This window comes from Paenibacillus pasadenensis (assembly GCF_002864175.1).
GTDB classification, from domain to species: Bacteria; Bacillota; Bacilli; order Paenibacillales; family Paenibacillaceae; genus Paenibacillus_O; species Paenibacillus_O pasadenensis.
Genome location: NZ_NFEZ01000004.1, coordinates 829,850 through 846,060, shown reverse-complemented (window position 1 = coordinate 846,060; position 16,211 = coordinate 829,850). Strand labels below are relative to the sequence as shown.

The window sequence follows — 16,211 nt, the reverse complement described above, 5'->3', positions numbered from 1 at the left end:
GCGCACGATCTCTGCCGCGGCCGCGTCAGCTTCGGAGCGGCGGCTGGCCGCCGCTCCCGCCTGCGGCTGCCCTCTCCGCCTCCAGCCGGCCGAGAATGTCCCGCAGCTCGCGCACCCGCTCCGGCAAAACCTGCCGCAGCGGATGCCCGTCGACGCGGACGGACGATCCCGCATGCACCTCCCGGATGCCCGTCTCGCGGACGAGCTCCGCCAATCCGACGGCCCGGATGCCGCTGCCGGCGAGAATCTCGATGCCCGTGCCCGCCGCGGCCTGCACGAGCCGGCGCAGCTCCGGCGCCGCCTCCGGCGCGGTCCGGCGGCCGCCCGACGTCAGGATGCGGTCGATCTGCGGGTAGCGGGCGAGCGCCGCCAGCGCTTCCTCCAGGTCGCGCGCCTCGTCGAACGCGCGATGGAACGTCACGCTCAGATGCTCGGCTTCCCCGAGCAGCAGCTCCAGCGCCGCCGCGTCGACGGTCCGCTCGGCCGTCAGCGCGCCGAGCACGATGCCCGCCGCGCGCGTGCGCCGGATGGCGCGGATGTCCGCGCGCATCACCGCAAGCTCTTCCCGGTCGTAGCGGAAGCTCAGGCTATGCGGCCGGATCATGACGTTCACCGGGATCGACGCCCGCTCCGCCACCGCCTCGGCCAGCCCGATGCTCGGCGTCAGCCCGCCTTCGAGCATGCCGCTGACGAGCTCGATCCGGTCCGCTCCGCCGCGCTCGGCGGCCAGCGCGTCCTCCGGCCTCGTCGCGATGATTTCCAGCTTCATTTTGCGCATCTCCCTTTTCGCGACTCGTCGCTTTTCGTCTTTTTTTGCCCATCATGGCGATCCAGAAGAAACGGCCCCTCGGCGGAAGGGCTACAATAGGCTCATCCCCGAATCCGCCTGATTAAAGGAGAGATCGAACATGGCTTACGCGCCGAAAATGACCTTCATCAACCTGCCCGTGCAGGACATGGAGCGCTCCACAGCATTCTACCGCTCGCTTGGACTGGAGTTCAACGAGCAGATGACGAACGACGAGGGCGCCTGCGTCATCCTCAACGAGAACACGTTCCTCATGCTGCTGATCCACCCGTTCTACAAAAAGTTCATCCGCAAGGACATCGCCGACGCGCGCACGAGCGAGCTCATCCTCGCCCTCTCCGCCGACAGCCGCGAGCAGGTAGACGAGCTGATCGGCAAGGCGCTCTCTGCCGGCGCGGCCGAGGCGGCCGATCCGCAGGACATGGGATTCATGTACTCCCGCAGCATCGAGGACCTCGACGGCCATCTGATCGAGATCATGTTCTACGATCCTGCCGCGGCCGCAGCCGCCTATGCGGAAGGCCAAGAACAGCAAGCCTAACCAAGGCTTGCCGTGCTCGCTCCCCTCCCGGGCTCGTCTTCATCCCCTATTTTAGCGATTTTTCGGCAGCCAGCGCAGATAGACTTGATTCCATATCAAAAAAAGGACGAAGCCGAGCAGGAGCCCGGCCTTCGTCCTTTTTGGCTTATTGCGTCGTCCGCTCGTCCAGCACCGGACGGTAGGCGTCGATGACGATCTTGGCCGCCGATTCGGCGCCAAGCTTCATCGACTCGTCCAGCGCCTGGGCGATCTCCATCTGCAGCCGCGCCACCTTGCTGACGCGCTGGGCTTCCAGCAGCTCCAGCAGCTCGGGCAGCGCCTCCTCCGCCGTTGCCGGCTCCGGCTCCCTGCCGGGGCGCTTGAGCAGCAGCAGCTTGCCGTCGGTCATGAGCAGGCTTCCGTCCAACAATCGGTATTCGTTCATCTTCACCGACCTCCGCTTCGGATTTCCTATTCCCTTCTTTTACCCATATGGGCAAGAAATTAGCAGCATCGGAGAAAATAACGCTCAGAACGGCAGCAATTCCAACGCCAGCGCGACGGATTCGTGAAGGACCGACCCGAGGAAAACCAGCACATGGGCCGCGATCAGCAGGCGCAGCGGCCGATTCAGCCAAGCCGGAAGATGCCGCAGCGAGCGGCTTATGCGGAAGCCGGTGACAATATGGCCGTGGCGGATGACGTCATTGAACGGCTCGCGGTCCTTCAGCTCCTCGGGCATGGACGGCGGCACGGTAAGATGGAGCGACTTGTCCTCAAACGGATTGTAAGCCATGGAAATGCCTCCTTTGCAAAGTCGGACGGCGTATCGGCCAGGCGGAAGTCGGCGGCCGGCCGCCGCAAAAGCTGCGGCAAGCCGGCGCGGATGTCATGCAATTTCTGGTCTGATTCCATTTTAATGGAAGATGACTTGAAACTCCAGCTTTCTCGCCCGAGGGGTCCCGCCGCAGGCTGGGCTTTTTAGGGTATAATCAGTCGCAGAACCCGATCCATAAAAGCGAGGGAATGCCCGTGGTCCATCTGCTGCCGCTCATGCTGGAGCGCGTCGGCCTGCTGCTCATCATCGTCTTCCTGCTCTCGCGCATGAAGTCGTTCCGCCAGATCATCCGCCACGAGCATCGGCTCAAGGACAAGCTGCTGCTCATCGCCATCTTCGGCGTGTTCGGCATCGTCAGCAACTATACCGGCATCAAGATCAGCGGCGGCCTCGTCGCCACCGAGCCGTGGCAGACCGCCGTCGACGCGGACAGCGCGATCGCCAATACGCGCGTGCTCGGCGTCGCGCTCGGCGGCCTGCTCGGGGGGCCGCTCGTCGGCCTCGGCGCCGGCCTCGTCGCCGGCCTGCACCGGATGTCGCTCGGCGGCTTCACCGCTTATGCCTGCGGCTTCTCCACGATCTTCGCCGGCATCGTCACCGGCCTGCTCGGGCCGCGGCTGCGGCGCGCCGGCAAGCGCATGACCGGCTGGGCCGTCGTCATCGGCATCGTCATGGAGTGCATTCAGATGGGACTGATCCTGCTGTTCGCGCGGCCTCTCGATACGGCGCTGCAGCTCGTCGAGGTGATCGCGCTGCCGATGATCGTCATCAACGGCTTCGGCACGCTGCTGTTCATGCTGTTCATCCAGTCGATCCTGCAGGAGGGCGAGCGCACGAGCGCGCTGCAGACGTACAAGGCGCTGCATATCGCCGACCTGACGCTGCCGTATTTCCGCCAGGGGCTGAACGTCCGCTCCTCGCGCGAGGTCGCCGCCATCATGCTGCGCGAGACGACGGCCGACGCGATCTCCATCACCGACCGCGAGACGGTGCTCGCCCACGCCGGCGCCGCCTCCGACCATCACATCCCGCTGCAGAGCCTGTCGACGCAGCTCACCCGCAACGTGCTGGAGCACGGGACGCTGCTCAAGGCCAAGACGCGCGAGGCGATCGCCTGCGAGCATGAGGGCTGCCCGCTGCGGGCCGCGATCGTGCTGCCGCTGCGCGTGCACGGCCAGACGGCCGGCACGCTCAAGCTGTATTTCACCGATCCGCTGCAGATGGACCTCGTCGAACAGGAGCTGGCCGAAGGGCTCAGCCGCCTGTTCTCGACCCAGCTGGAGCTCGCGGAGGCCGAGCGGCTCAGCCGCCTGCTCAAGGACGCGGAGGTCAAGGCGCTGCAGGCGCAGGTGCATCCGCATTTCCTGTTCAACGCGATCAATACGATCTCCGCGCTCGTCCGCACCGAGCCCGAGACGGCGCGCAAGCTGCTGCTGCAGCTCGGCGTCTTTTTCCGCAGCAACCTGCAGGGCGCGCGGCAGATGCTCATCCCGCTGCGCAGCGAGCTGGAGCATGTCGAGGCGTATCTGACGCTGGAAAAGGCCCGCTTCCCCGGCCGCTACGACGTGCGGCTGGACATCGATCCGGAGCTCGAAACCGTGCTCGTGCCGCCGTTCACGCTGCAGCCGCTCGTGGAGAACGCCGTCCGCCATGCCTTCGGCCCGGCGCTGAAGGGGAAGCGCCCGTTCCGCGTGTCCGTCCGCGCCGTCCGAGACGGCGAGCGGATGCGGCTGGAGACGCAGGACAACGGCGTCGGCATCGCGCCGGAGCGGCTCTCGTCGATCGGCAGCGAGCCGGTCGAATCGGCAGCGGGCACCGGCACGGCGCTTCATAATATCCGCACCCGCATCGAGGAAATCTATCAGGGAGAGGCGTCGTTCGAGATCATCAGCCGCCCCGGCGAGGGCACGACCGTCGTGCTGGCCGTGCCGGTCCGCTCCCAGGCGCAGACAGGAGGAGAGCCCTATGTTGAAAGTCTATCTCGTCGAGGATGAGCCGCTCGCGCGCGACGAGCTGGCCTATCTGCTCCGGCGGACGCGGAAGGTCGACATCGTCGGCGAGGCCGAGACGGCGGAGGAGGCGCTGCGCGGCATCGCCGACTCCGCGCCCGACGTCGTCTTCCTCGACATCCAGCTGTCGGAGGCGAGCGGACTCGACGTCGCCCGCCGGCTGCAGCGGCTGGAGCGGCCGCCCGCGATCGTGTTCGCGACCGCTTATGACGAGCATGCGCTCCAGGCGTTCGACCTGGACGCGGCCGACTACATCCTCAAGCCGTACGACGAGGAGCGCATCCGCCAGACGATCGACAAGCTGTCGCGGCGGCTCGAAGCGGCTTCGCAGCCGGGCGGCGGCAGCGCAGCCGGCGGCGGAGCGGCGCATGCCTCGGCAGCTCCGGGAGCTTCGGCGCCGAGCCGCACCGGCAAGCTCGCCGTCGCCGTCGACGAGCGCATCATGCTGCTGCCGGTCGGCGACATCCTTTACCTCGCCTCCGAGGAGGGCAAGACGCGCATCGCGCTCGCGGACGGCAAAGCCTACGTCAGCGCCGAGCCGCTCGTCGCGTTCGAGCAGAAGCTGCAGGGCACGCCGATCGCGCGCGTGCATCGGGCGTTCCTCGTCCATGTGGACGCGATCGCGGAAATCCAGCCGTGGTTCCACTCCACCTGCACGCTCATCCTGCGCTCCGGCGACAAAGTCCCGGTCAGCCGCACCCATCTCAAGGAGCTGAAGCAGCGGCTCGGGTGGTAGGCGGGGCGCGGAGCGGCAGGCGGAGCGGCAGGCGGAGCGGCAGGCGCAGGGGCAGGCGGAGCGGCAGGCGCAGGGGCAGGCGGAGCGGCAGGCGGAGCGGCAGGCGGAGCGGCAGGCGCAGGGGCAGGCGGAGCGGCAGGCGCAGGGGCAGGCGGAGCGGCAGGCGGAGCGGCAGGCGGAGCGGCAGGCGGAGCGGCAGGCGCAGGGTCTCCCGACGGCCGCCGAAGCGGCTGCTTGGCCGAGCCTATCCCCGGCCCCAGGACGCTCCAAGCGCCCGACTTTTTCGTGAAGGCGCTTCCGCTCATCCGGCTCGCCGTGCATTTCATCCCCCGACGGCCGCTTTTCATCGTGAAAACGCTCCCGAACCCGTTTGCATCCCTTATGCTGGACGAAACAACGGGTTTCTTAGGGAGGTCACAACATGAATGCGGTTTCAATCGTCATCGGGTCGATCTGTTTCCTTCTGATCGCCTACCGCCTATATGGAACGTTCATCGCCTACAAAGTGCTCAAGCTGGACGACTCCAAGCCGACGCCGGCGCATGAGCTGGAGGACGGCAAGGACTATGTCCCGACCAACAAATGGGTCGCCTTCGGCCACCACTTCGCGGCCATCGCGGCAGCCGGTCCGCTCGTCGGTCCGATCCTCGCGGCGCAGTTCGGCTATTTGCCCGGCCTGCTCTGGCTGCTGATCGGCGCCGTCGTCGGCGGCGCGGTGCATGACGCGGTCGTGCTGTTCGCCTCGATGCGGCGCGGCGGCAAGTCGCTGTCCGAGGTCGCCAAGGAGGAGCTCGGTCCAGTCGCCGGCTTCTGCACGGGCCTGGCCATGCTGTTCATCATCACGATCACGATGGCCGGCCTGTCGATGGTCGTGCTGCATGCGCTCGAGAACAACCCTTGGGGCACGTTCGCGGTCGCCATCACGATCCCGATCGCCATGGGCGTCGGCCTGTTCTACAAAAAGACCGGCAACCTCAAGCTCGCCTCGACCGTCGGCTTCATCCTGCTCCTAATCGGCGTGTTCGCCGGTCCGTACATCCAGGACACGATGCTCGGCGACTGGCTGACGATCGACGCCAAGACGCTGGCGATCATCCTGCCGATCTACGCCTTCTTCGCCGCCGCCCTGCCGGTATGGCTGCTGCTCGCCCCGCGCGACTACCTCAGCAGCTTCATGAAAATCGGCGTGTTCATCGCGCTCATCATCGGCGTCTTCGTCATCAACCCGGAGATCCAGTTCCCGGCGTTCACGCAGTTCATCGGCGGCGGCGGCCCGATCATCGCCGGACCGGTATGGCCGTTCATCTCGATCACGATCGCCTGCGGCGCGATCTCCGGCTTCCACGCGTTCATCGGCTCCGGCACGACGCCGAAGATGATCAACCGCTGGAGCGACATCAAGCCGGTCGCCTTCGGCGCGATGCTCGTCGAGTGCCTCGTCGCCATCATGGCGCTGATCGCAGCCACGGCCCTGATGCCGGGCGACTACTTCGCCATCAACTCCAAGCCGGAAGTGTTCGAGGCGCTCGGCATGAGCACCGTGCATCTGTCCGAGCTGAACCGCGAGATCGGCCTCGAGCTCGAAGGCCGCACCGGCGGCGCGGTCACGCTGGCCGTCGGCATGACGTACATTTTCACCAAGATTCCGTGGTTCGAAAACATGGCGCCGTACTTCTTCCAATTCGTCATCATGTTCGAAGCCGTGTTCATCCTGACCGCGATCGACGCCGGCACGCGCGTCTCCCGCTACCTGATCCAGGACTTCTTCGGCGAGATCTACAAGCCGCTGAAGCGCGTCGACTGGGTGCCGGGCACGATCTTCGCCAGCGTGCTCGCCTGCTTCATGTGGGGCTACCTGCTGTATTCCGGCGACATCAGCTCCGTCTGGGCGCTGTTCGGCGTCTCCAACCAGCTGATGGCCTCGATCGGCCTCATCATCGGCGCGACGGTCATCCTGCGCGTCGCCGACAAGCGGCGCTACATGCTGACCTGCCTCATCCCGCTCGCCTACCTGTTCGTCACCGTCAACTATGCAGGCTACTGGATGGTGACCAACGTGTACCTGAACGCTGCGGCCGCCGGCTACAACGTGCTGAACGGCGTGCTGTCGATCATCATGCTCGTGCTCGGCATCATCATCATCGTCGCGGCCATCCGCAACTGGATCCAGACGTTCAACCATCCCCGGGCGAAGCTCGGGTCGATGAAGGCTTAGGACGGCACGGGTTGAAAAGCAGAGCAAAAAACCGGGATGCCTTCGGGCATTCCGGTTTTTTATCTTTGCCATTCCCCAAAGAAATACGCTCAGACCGCCTTTTGATGACGCTGCCGACCGCGCTCAGCCGCTGGCCGGAGCTGCCCTTTGGCCGAAGCCTCCCTCCCCTCGGCCTCCGGGCTAACGATACTGACAAGCCTTATTCCGTAAAATATTCGCCTCGCTGAATTTTAACGAACCTACATGACCTTATTGCCGCCGAATTCGCTCCAAACACGGCTTTTTCAACCAAATAGCGTCTCTCAGTTTCGTTAGCCTCAAAAAAGCACGCAAAAACGCCGAATAGCGCTCGTCCGTATCGTTAGAAATCCAAGGGGTCCAGTCGTCGGCTTCATTCCTGATTGGCTCGCGACGTCCGTGCCGCCATATAGGCCGCCAGCGTCAGCAAAGCCGCAGCGAAGGAGAACAGCGCCGCATTCTCCGCTCCGGAGGAGTCCGTTCGAAACAGAACCAGGTAGCTGTCGCTTTCCGTCGAGCCCTTCAGCGCCATCATTTTGTACACCGAGTAGACGCTGTTCAGCAGCAGCAGCTGCAGAAGCGCGAACAGAGCGGCCTCCCCTTTGCGAGGATGGCTCAAAATCGCATAAGCCAGGATGAGCATGGAAAAGATGAACATCAGTCCGTAAAGAAATGCCATGGCTGGCACGCCGGCCCTGCGAAGAATTATCCTCCCTCCGATCACGCAGATGATGAAGCACAGCGAAGACGCCGAACTTAAAGCAGCTTATTCCAAACGGTAGTCAGCAAGGGGGTGGAGCGTGACCTAAATTGCCAGCGTCCTTATCCTACTCGCCCTGCACACCAGCCTGCTGCGGTTAATAATTTAGCTTAAGAGAAACATCTCTATACTTAAATTCGATATCTTCATCCAACCTACCTACTCCGATTATCCCTCCATTCCCGTAGGCAACGTCATAAATGAATTTATTTTTAGGAATATTTTTTATACTCCAATTAACACCGTCCGAAGAATTGATTATTACATTGTTTCCAACAAAGTAAAAATTATTATTAAAAAAATGCCCATTTTGGAAGGTATCTTTTACTCGTAAAACAGGATCCCACTTTATAGCATCTAATGAACTCCATATAACAGCTCCATTATCATCTAATCCACCTATAGCAATAAACTTTCCATTCCCATATGCAATTGAAGTTAGATACCCTCCTCCATCCATATAAGGAAATTGCGTGGTCTCCCATGAAACGCCGTCTTTGGAAGTAGATGCTTCATAAGGGCCAACGGCAACAAATTTCCCATCTGCAAAACATAAATCACTTCTTGGACTCCAATATAGGGAGGATTCATCGTAATCCCATGATATTCCGTCTTTGGATCTCATCACACCTCCATGTCCCAAAGAAACAAAAACACCATTTCCATATGCAACATTATGACGTTGATTTTTAAAGTCTTCCAATACTTTAACCCATTCGATTCCATCTAACGATCTATAAATCACATTATTACCAACTGCAATGAATTGATTTTCAACAAATCTAATATCATTTAATACTTCATTATAATTAAATTCGGAATCATTGACGATACTTCTCCAATCAACTCCATTGGTGGAAGTAACGATTATCCCATTTCCTACTCCCACGAACATGGAGTTTCCAAAAGCAATAGAGGTGACTATTCCATCAAGAGGTTTCTTATTCCATTCAGCTATTATTCCATCGTCAGATTCTAAGACGGTCAGATTATCTTTCGAAAAATAATTTACGATGATTGCTGTTATAGAAATAATAAACATGAGTGAAAGTACAAGTCCCGCTCTTCTCAACAACACTCCTCCAACTATAAAGAGTTATTTAATCCGTAAAATCCTATATCTATTTTATCGAGGGTCCTAAGAGAGTACATTAGAGTGGTTCCCAAAAAGAATGTCTTTACCCGACGCTTTGGCACAGATGGTCCAAAAGAGAAGAGGCCTGAGGCGGTCGGAGAAACAGAGCCCATGGGCCGAGTCGTCTCCCCTTTCCGCAACGACCAACAGCCGTCCCGGCAACCCGGGACGGCTGTTTCTCTATTGGCCTCGTCACTTGAAAGAGCTGCGCTTCGGACCGGAGCCGGCGGCTTGCACGTCCGCCTCTGCCGCCTCCGACACCCTCGACCCCGCCGACTCGCTGGCGCTGTCGACCGACTCGCCGCGCTGCGTGCTGCGGTACAGCTCGGCGTAAAAGCCGTCCTGCGCCAGCAGCTCCTCATGCGAGCCGTGCTCCAGCAGGCGGCCGTCCTTGAGCACGAGGATGCGGTCCGCCTCGCGGATCGTGCCGAGCCGGTGCGCGATGACGAAGCTCGTGCGGCCCTGCATGAGCCGCTGCAGCCCTTCCTGGATCTTGATCTCCGTCACCGTGTCGATGCTGCTCGTCGCCTCGTCGAGCACGAGCATGGACGGATCGGCCAGAATCGCCCGCGCGATCGCGAGCAGCTGGCGCTGGCCGCTGCTGATGCCGCTGCCGTCCGCGCTCAACCGCTTGTCGTAGCCGCCCTTGAGGCGCACGATGAAGCTGTGGGCGTTGGCCAGCTTGGCGGCCTCCTCGACCTCCGCGTCGGTGGCGTCCAGCCGGCCGTAGCGGATGTTCTCGCGGATCGTGCCCTCGAACAGGAACGAGTCCTGCAGCACGAACGCCATCTGCGAGCGCAGGCTGTCCCGCCGGATCGACGCCAGGTCGCGGCCGTCGAGCGTGATCCGTCCCTCCGTCGGCTCATAGAACCGCGACAGCAGGTTGATGAGCGTCGTCTTGCCCGCGCCGGTCGGACCGACGAGCGCGATCATCTCGCCCGGCCGAGCCGTGAAGCTGACGCCGGAAAGGATTGGCTTGCCCTCGTCGTACGCGAAGCCGACGTGCTCGAACCGCACTTCCCCCAAGACGCGCTCGATCGGCTGCGCCGCGCCGTCTTCCTTTTCCTCCGTGTCCTCGTCCATGATCTCGAACACCCGCTCCGCCCCCGCGATCGCCGACAGCAGCGTGTTCCACTGGTTGGCCAGGTCGTTGAGCGGCCTCGTGAACTGGCGGGAATACTCGGCAAACACGATGATCGTGCCGACCGTGATGACGTCCCGCGTGGCGAGGATGCCGCCGATGCCGGCGACGATGGCGAAGCTGAGGTTGTTGAGGCTGTTCATCACCTTGGGGATGAAGCCGGAGATCGTCTGCGCCCAGAAGCCGGCGGCGCGGATGCCTTCGTTGCGCGCGCGGAACTCGCCCTGGACGCGCTCCTCCTGGGAGAACGCCTTGATGATGCGCTGGCCGGACAGCGTCTCCTCGATGTAGCCGTTGAGCTCGCCGAGGCTGCGCTGGCGTACCTTGAACAGCGGGCCGGTGCGGCGGGTGATCCAGCGGATGCCGATGAACATAAGCGGCACGACCGTGAACGTCAGCAGCGTCAGCAGCGGGCTCAGCCACAGCATGACCGAGACGGTGCCGACGAGCGTCAGCACGCTGGAGAAGATCTGGATCGCCGAGCTGTTTAGCGTGCCGCTGACGTTCTCGATGTCGTTGGTCAGGCGGCTCATGATCTCGCCCTGCTGGCGCCGCCCGTAGAACGGGATCGGCAGCCGGTGCAGATGCGTGAACAGGTCGGTCCGCAGCCGGTACACCGTCTCCTGCGCGATCGAGATCATCCAGACGTTGTGCGTCCAGGAGACGGCCGAGGTCAGCACGTACACCCCGCCAAGCAGCAGCAGGAACCATCCCCATGGAAAATCGGGCGCGTTCGCCGCGCCTTCATCGAGATAAAGGTCGACCGCCTGGCCGACGAGGTACGGCCCGAGCAGCGCGAGGCCGGAGCTGAGCGCGACGAGCGCCAGCACGGCCGTCAGCTTGAGCTTGCGCTCCGCCAGGTAGCCCCATAGCCGCCGCAGCGTGCCGGACATGTTTTTCGCGCGGGCCTTGGGACGCGTGCCGCCGCGATGGCCGCCGCCTTGCGCCGCCTCCGGCATGGAGGCGGCAGAGTCTGTCTCCGGCTGGGGGACGCGGAACGGGTCCAGCCATCGTTCACGCATGGCGCGCCTCCTTTCCCGCTTGCGACTCCACGATGCGGCGGTACAGGCCGGAGCCGCGCAGCAGCTCCGCATGCGCGCCGGACGCGATCAGGCGCCCTTCGTCGAGCAGCAGGATGAGATCCGCCGAAGCGGTCGATGCGATCTTCTGGGTGATGAGGAATGTCGTGCAGCGCAGCGCCTCGAGCTCGCCGAGCAGCGCGGCCTCGGTCTTGACGTCGAGCGCGCTCGTGCTGTCGTCGAGGACGAGCAGCTGCGGCTCGCGCACGAGCGCGCGGGCGATCGACAGCCGCTGCTTCTGGCCGCCGGACAGGTTGACGCCGCGCTGGCCGAGCCGCGTCTCGTAGCCCTGCGGCAGGTTCAGGATCGTCTCGTGCAGCTGGGCGGCGCGGGCGGCCTCGGCGATCTGCGCGTCGGTCGCCTCCGGGCGGCCCCAGGCGATGTTTTCGCGCACCGTGCCGGAAAACAGCACCGCTTCCTGCGGCACGTACCCGATGCTCCCGCGCAGCGAGCGCACGTCGAGCCGGCGGACGTCGGTCCCGCCGACGCGCACCTCGCCCGCGTCCGCGTCGTACAGCCGCAGCAGCAGCTGGGCGAGCGCCGACTTGCCGGAGCCGGTCGCGCCGAGGATGGCGATCCGCGAGCCGGCCGGCGCGCGGAACGAGATGTCCTCCAGCGTCGCCCGGTCGCTGTCCGGATAGGTGAAGGAGACGTTTTTGAATTCGACATCCGCGCCGGCGAGTCGCTCGACGCCTGCGCGCTCGGCGCTGGAGGCGGCGTCTCCCGAGCGCAGCACCTCGCGGATGCGGCCCGCCGAGGCGCCCGCGCGCGAGAACATCGCGGCGATCCACGCGAGCATGCTCATCGCGCCGATCGTGCGCAGCGCGTAGTTGACGACGGCGACGGTCTCGCCCTCGGTCGCCGTGCCGGAGGCGATGTCGAGCCGGCCGAACCAGAGGATCGCGAGGATCGCCGCGTTGACGAGCAGCATGATGAACGGCAGCGTCGTCTCGGTCAGCCGCAGCGCGCCGACGGTGCCGCGCATGAGCTCGCCGCTCGCCTCGCGGAAGCGGCGGTTCTCCTGGTCCATGCGGACGAAGACGCGGATGAGGCGGATGCCGGTCAGATTTTCCTGAATGACGCCGTTGACCCGGTCAAGCCGCTGCTGCACCAGCTGGAACAAGCGGCCCGCGCGCCGGATCATCCACCAGACGAACAGCAGCAGCGGCGGCACGCTCGCCGCCAGCATGAGGCCGAGCTTGAGGTTGACGACCATCGCCATGATGACGCTTCCAGCCACGACGAGCGGGATGCGCGTCATGAAGCGCAGCGCCATGAAGATCGTCTCCTGCACCTGGCTCACGTCGCCGGTCAGGCGGGTGATGAGCGAGGAGGAGGCGAAGCGGCTGAACGTCTCGAAGGCGAAGCCTTGCACCTTGGCATAGAGCCGCTCGCGCAGGTCGTAGCCGAAGCCTTGGGCGGCGTAGGCCGCATAGTAGGAACCGATGATGCCTGCCGCGAACGCCAGCAGCGCGCCTCCGGCCAGCACGCCGCCCCACATCCAGACGACGCCGGTGTCGCCGGCGCGGATGCCCGCGTCGATGATGCGCGAGATGATGAACGGCTGCGAGAGCTCGACGGCCAGCTCCAGCAGCATCATGAAGAGGGCGACGCCGGCCGACAGCCGGTACTTGCCCAGCGATGACAGAACCTTGTCCATGAGTCGAGTGGTGCACCTCCCGGATGATGGTCTCTATGCTACCAGTATACCCCAACTCTATCTTAGAAATAAGAGATTGGCGGCGGCGGGCATGGCGGCGGGCTGGGCCTTTGGGATGGCGCTTGGCTTGATCGGTTCTTCGCCTATTGGCAAGAAGGAGCGAGCGGTTACCGGCGCGGCGCGCTGCCTTGCCCGTCCAGTCCGGATGCGAGGACGGGCTGCGCGGTTCGGCGGACAGGTTTTGGAGGCATGGAAAAAATCCAAGGCAGATTTGTGCCTTGGATTGGGCCGTTCGGCGGGATTCCGGCGGATCCAGGGCAGGTTTGTGCCTTGGATCGGGCTGTTCGGCGGGATTCCCGGGGATCCAAGGCAGGTTTATGCCTTGGATCGGGCTGTTCGGCGGAATTCCGGCGGATCCAGGGCAGGTTTGTGCCTTGGATCGGGCTGTTCGGCGGGATTCCCAGGGATCCAGGGCAGGTTTGTGCCTTGGATCGGGCCGTTCGGCGGGATTCCCGGGGATCCAGGGCAGGTTTGTGCCTTGGATTGGGCTGTTCGGCGGGATTCCGGCGGATCCAGGGCAGATTTGTGCCTTGGATCGGGCGTTCGGCGGGACGTAGGAGGGCACGGTGCTCCTAGACGAAGGGCATATTCTTTCGCCCGAAGACTAATTCGCCCCCCTACCCAAAATTTCCGCGAAAAACGCCGCCTTGGCCTCGCGGTACTCGTCCATGCTCTCGCCGTCGAACCGGAGCTTGAGCGCGTCGTACCGCTCGCGCAGCTGCGGATCGGCTGCCAGCGCGTCCCGGAGCCGCGCGAAAAAATCCATGTCCGACCCGATCGCCGTCAGCTGCACGCCGAGCGGCGGATCGGCGTCGTCGCGCTTGAACGAGCGGAAGCTCTCCGTCCGGCCGCTGCCCTCGTTTTCGTCGTAAAGCCGCTCCAGCGCGGCCTCCGCCTCCGCCATCCGCTCCAGCGGCACGCGCACCTGCAGGTCGAGGTCGCCCTTGGTCCGGCTGCCCGGCACCGCCGTGCTGCCGATATGCTGGACGTCCGCGTCCGGCAGCAGCTCGCGGATGCGGGCGGCTTCCCGGCGGAAGGCCGCCTCCGCCCGCTCGAACAGAGCCGGATCGCGGCTCAGCGACATCCGCTCCATGTCAGTCCCTCCGTTCCGATGCCGCCTTGGCCGCCGGAGCCGGCTGTCCCGCCGCTTCGGCCGCCAGCGCGCGGAAGTCAAGCTTGGAGATCGGCTCGCCGGCGACGATGCGGGCGCGGATCTCGGCGATCCAGTCGGCCATGCGGCCGACCTTTTCCGACTCGTCGAGCTTCTTGGCCAGCACGGTGTAGAGGACGAGGTCCCGCATGCGCATGAACAGCCCGATCCGGTCCAGCCAGTCCAGGTCCAGCTCATGCTCGGAGGCGTAGCCTTCGTAAAAAGGCTGGAAAAACGCAGCCGCGTACGCCTCCCGCTCGACCTCCGGCAGCTGCTGCACCGCCGCTCCGCCGAGCGCGTAGTAGAGCGGGATCGCCAGATCGTGCACGAACCAGTTGTACTCCGCGTCGTCGAAGTCGAACACCGTCAGCTTGCCTTCATGCGCGTGGAAGTTGCCTTGGTGGATATCGCCGTGGATGAGGCCGTAGCTGTCGTCCGCAAGCGGCAGCCGCCGCAGCTCCTCCAGCACCTCTTCGAACCGGTCCAGCAGCTCCGGCTCGCCGGCCAGATACTGGCCGCGGCTCACGGTCAGCTCCTCCTCATGCCAATGATGGCGCGGATGATGAGCTTCATACGAGGCGCTGGCCCGATGCAGGCGACCGGTGACGGCGCCCCACTCGCGCACGAGCGCCGGATCCCAGCCGTCCGGCCCGGCCGCGGCGCGGGCGCCGGGCGCCTTGCGGAAGCGGCTGGCGTAGAACCGGCTGCCGTCCGCAGCCTCCAGCGGCACGACCCACTCGCCGGAGAGCGCGGGCTCGCAGGCGGCGACGTCCGCTTCCAGCCCTGAGGCGGCCAGATGGCGCAGCCAGCGGAGCTCTTCCTCCACCTGCTCCGCGCTGCGGTGGCTGCTGTGGGTGAGGCGCAGAATCGCCGGATCGCCCTCGCGATCCTCCAGCTCGAAGAGGTAGTTTTCGAAGTCGCCCAGCTTGCGAGGCTCTCCCTGCAGGCCGAACGCCTCGGCGGCGCGGGCGAGGATGTCGGGGGTGAAAAGGATGGATACGCTCGCTTCCATGAACAGGTCTCCTGTCGTTTTGGGATGGGAAAAGCGGCTGCCGGGGGCGGCGAGGCCGCATCGAACCGGACCGTAGCGCGGCTTTCCTTCCATCGTAAACGAACTCCCCTTCCAGCGGAAGAGGAGCTTCAGGGCAAGAACGGTTATAGCGGAAAGAGCGGAGCGAGAGCAGCCGAGCGACAGGCTGAGCGAGAGTGGACAGAGCGGGCGAGCGGCGGGAGAAAGGTCCAGATCCGCATACGGAGAAACAAGAGCCGGCGGAGCATCCCTTTCAAAGGAGGAGGGCCTTGGGACGGCAGGCGCCCGGCCGGCAGACCCGCTCCAGGCCGGATCAAGCCGGCGGCTGCGCCCCGTCCGCTACTCGCGCCCCTCGGTCCTCCGCGGCAGGACGTCCGCCGGCGGCGGCTCCTGGCCGACCTCCAGCAGCTCGCCGGCAAAGCTGCCGTCGTAGCGGAACACGTCGCCGAGCAGCGGATTGCGCACGCGCACCTCGATGCGGAAGCGGCAGGCGCGGTCGTCGTACCACTCATGCACATCGGCCGCGCCGGTCAGCAGCTCCGGGAAGCGGAAGCCGAGCCAGCCCTCGTAAAAGCGCTGCGCGCCCGAACGGATGCGGATGCCGCCCCGCTCCGACGGCTCCGCCTCGATGTCCACCGCCAGATGCTGGCGGTTGCCGAGATAATCGACGATGCAGCCGCGCTCGCGGCTGTAGATCATCGTCGCGTCGAAGCGGCGCTCCTGCCGGCCGAAGCGGAATGAGCGGATCCAGGTGACCGTCTCGCGGCCGAAGCGGTCGCGGTAAGCGTAGTTGCGGATCGTGAACGGCACGTCGCAGCCGCTTTGCGGAAACATGATATGGCGCGTCGTTCCGATGCAGAGCGGAAGCGCGGCCAGCCGATTATGCCACACCTCGTGCATGACTCCCGTGCCGAGCGCGGCGAGGCCGGAGCGGCTGTGCAGCGAGAAGCGCTCGCGGATGCGAGGATGCAGCTCCGCGAAGCGGGCTCCGAGCGCCTGCTCATAGATGGAGCGTGGGGCTTCGTCCAGGCCAAGCGGCATGCGGTCCGCCG

General features: G+C 64.3%; 14 protein-coding genes. 4 read left to right on the top strand and 10 right to left on the bottom strand.

Features of this window, described 5'->3' with window-relative positions; translation table 11 throughout:
- Positions 1-25: 25 nt before the first annotated feature.
- Positions 26-769 carry a copper homeostasis protein CutC gene (locus tag B8V81_RS13335; RefSeq protein ID WP_052333498.1) on the bottom strand — a complete coding sequence of 248 codons (744 nt, stop codon included), beginning with the start codon at positions 767-769 and terminating at the stop codon, positions 26-28.
- Between the two features lie 139 nt (positions 770-908).
- On the opposite strand from B8V81_RS13335, the gene B8V81_RS13330 reads away from it, so the two are divergent.
- Positions 909-1,349 carry a VOC family protein gene (locus B8V81_RS13330; RefSeq protein WP_028600096.1) on the top strand — a complete coding sequence of 147 codons (441 nt, stop codon included), beginning with the start codon at positions 909-911 and terminating at the stop codon, positions 1,347-1,349.
- 145 nt (positions 1,350-1,494) lie between these two features.
- Here B8V81_RS13330 and B8V81_RS13325 read toward each other — a convergent pair whose 3' ends face one another.
- Positions 1,495-1,773, bottom strand: a complete 279-nt coding sequence (locus B8V81_RS13325) for a hypothetical protein (protein ID WP_127464496.1) — start codon at positions 1,771-1,773, stop codon at positions 1,495-1,497.
- Positions 1,774-1,857: 84 nt separating this feature from the next.
- On the bottom strand, positions 1,858-2,124 hold the full coding sequence (locus B8V81_RS13320; protein ID WP_043111681.1) for a hypothetical protein: 267 nt from the start codon (positions 2,122-2,124) through the stop codon (positions 1,858-1,860).
- 236 nt (positions 2,125-2,360) lie between these two features.
- Here B8V81_RS13320 and B8V81_RS13315 point away from each other — a divergent pair, with 236 nt between their 5' ends.
- The 3 genes from B8V81_RS13315 (at position 2,361) to cstA (ending at position 7,126) form a co-directional block, all read left to right on the top strand.
- Entirely contained in the window at positions 2,361-4,160 is a 1,800-nt protein-coding gene (locus tag B8V81_RS13315; protein ID WP_028600094.1) for a sensor histidine kinase, read from the top strand.
- Positions 4,132-4,911, top strand: a complete 780-nt coding sequence (locus tag B8V81_RS13310; RefSeq protein WP_028600093.1) for a LytR/AlgR family response regulator transcription factor — start codon at positions 4,132-4,134, stop codon at positions 4,909-4,911. The genes B8V81_RS13315 and B8V81_RS13310 overlap by 29 nt, the downstream gene beginning before the upstream one ends.
- 421 nt (positions 4,912-5,332) lie before the next feature.
- Positions 5,333-7,126 carry a carbon starvation protein CstA gene (gene cstA / locus B8V81_RS13300; RefSeq protein WP_028600092.1) on the top strand — a complete coding sequence of 598 codons (1,794 nt, stop codon included), beginning with the start codon at positions 5,333-5,335 and terminating at the stop codon, positions 7,124-7,126.
- A gap of 391 nt (positions 7,127-7,517) precedes the next feature.
- On the opposite strand, the gene B8V81_RS13295 is transcribed toward cstA, so the two are convergent.
- From B8V81_RS13295 to B8V81_RS13270, 7 genes are all read right to left on the bottom strand, one after another.
- Positions 7,518-7,823 (bottom strand): hypothetical protein, encoded by a 306-nt coding sequence (locus B8V81_RS13295; protein ID WP_028600091.1) that lies wholly within the window; start codon positions 7,821-7,823, stop codon positions 7,518-7,520.
- Between the two features lie 178 nt (positions 7,824-8,001).
- The gene (locus tag B8V81_RS24825; protein ID WP_127464480.1) at positions 8,002-8,976 is read right to left on the bottom strand and encodes a beta propeller repeat protein; all 975 of its coding nucleotides are present in this window, start codon (positions 8,974-8,976) and stop codon (positions 8,002-8,004) included.
- A 255-nt stretch (positions 8,977-9,231) separates the two neighbouring features.
- The gene (locus tag B8V81_RS13290; protein ID WP_425320496.1) at positions 9,232-11,139 is read right to left on the bottom strand and encodes an ABC transporter ATP-binding protein; all 1,908 of its coding nucleotides are present in this window, start codon (positions 11,137-11,139) and stop codon (positions 9,232-9,234) included.
- A gap of 55 nt (positions 11,140-11,194) precedes the next feature.
- Positions 11,195-12,919, bottom strand: coding sequence for an ABC transporter ATP-binding protein (locus B8V81_RS13285; RefSeq protein ID WP_101808528.1), 1,725 nt, complete (start codon positions 12,917-12,919; stop codon positions 11,195-11,197).
- A 664-nt stretch (positions 12,920-13,583) separates the two neighbouring features.
- Positions 13,584-14,072, bottom strand: a complete 489-nt coding sequence (locus B8V81_RS13280; protein ID WP_101808527.1) for a GrpB family protein — start codon at positions 14,070-14,072, stop codon at positions 13,584-13,586.
- 1 nt (position 14,073) lies between these two features.
- Positions 14,074-15,234 (bottom strand): phosphotransferase enzyme family protein, encoded by a 1,161-nt coding sequence (locus B8V81_RS13275; RefSeq protein WP_101808526.1) that lies wholly within the window; start codon positions 15,232-15,234, stop codon positions 14,074-14,076.
- Between the two features lie 264 nt (positions 15,235-15,498).
- Entirely contained in the window at positions 15,499-16,200 is a 702-nt protein-coding gene (locus tag B8V81_RS13270) for a DUF4166 domain-containing protein (RefSeq protein ID WP_101809405.1), read from the bottom strand.
- Between the last annotated feature and the right edge of the window lie 11 nt (positions 16,201-16,211).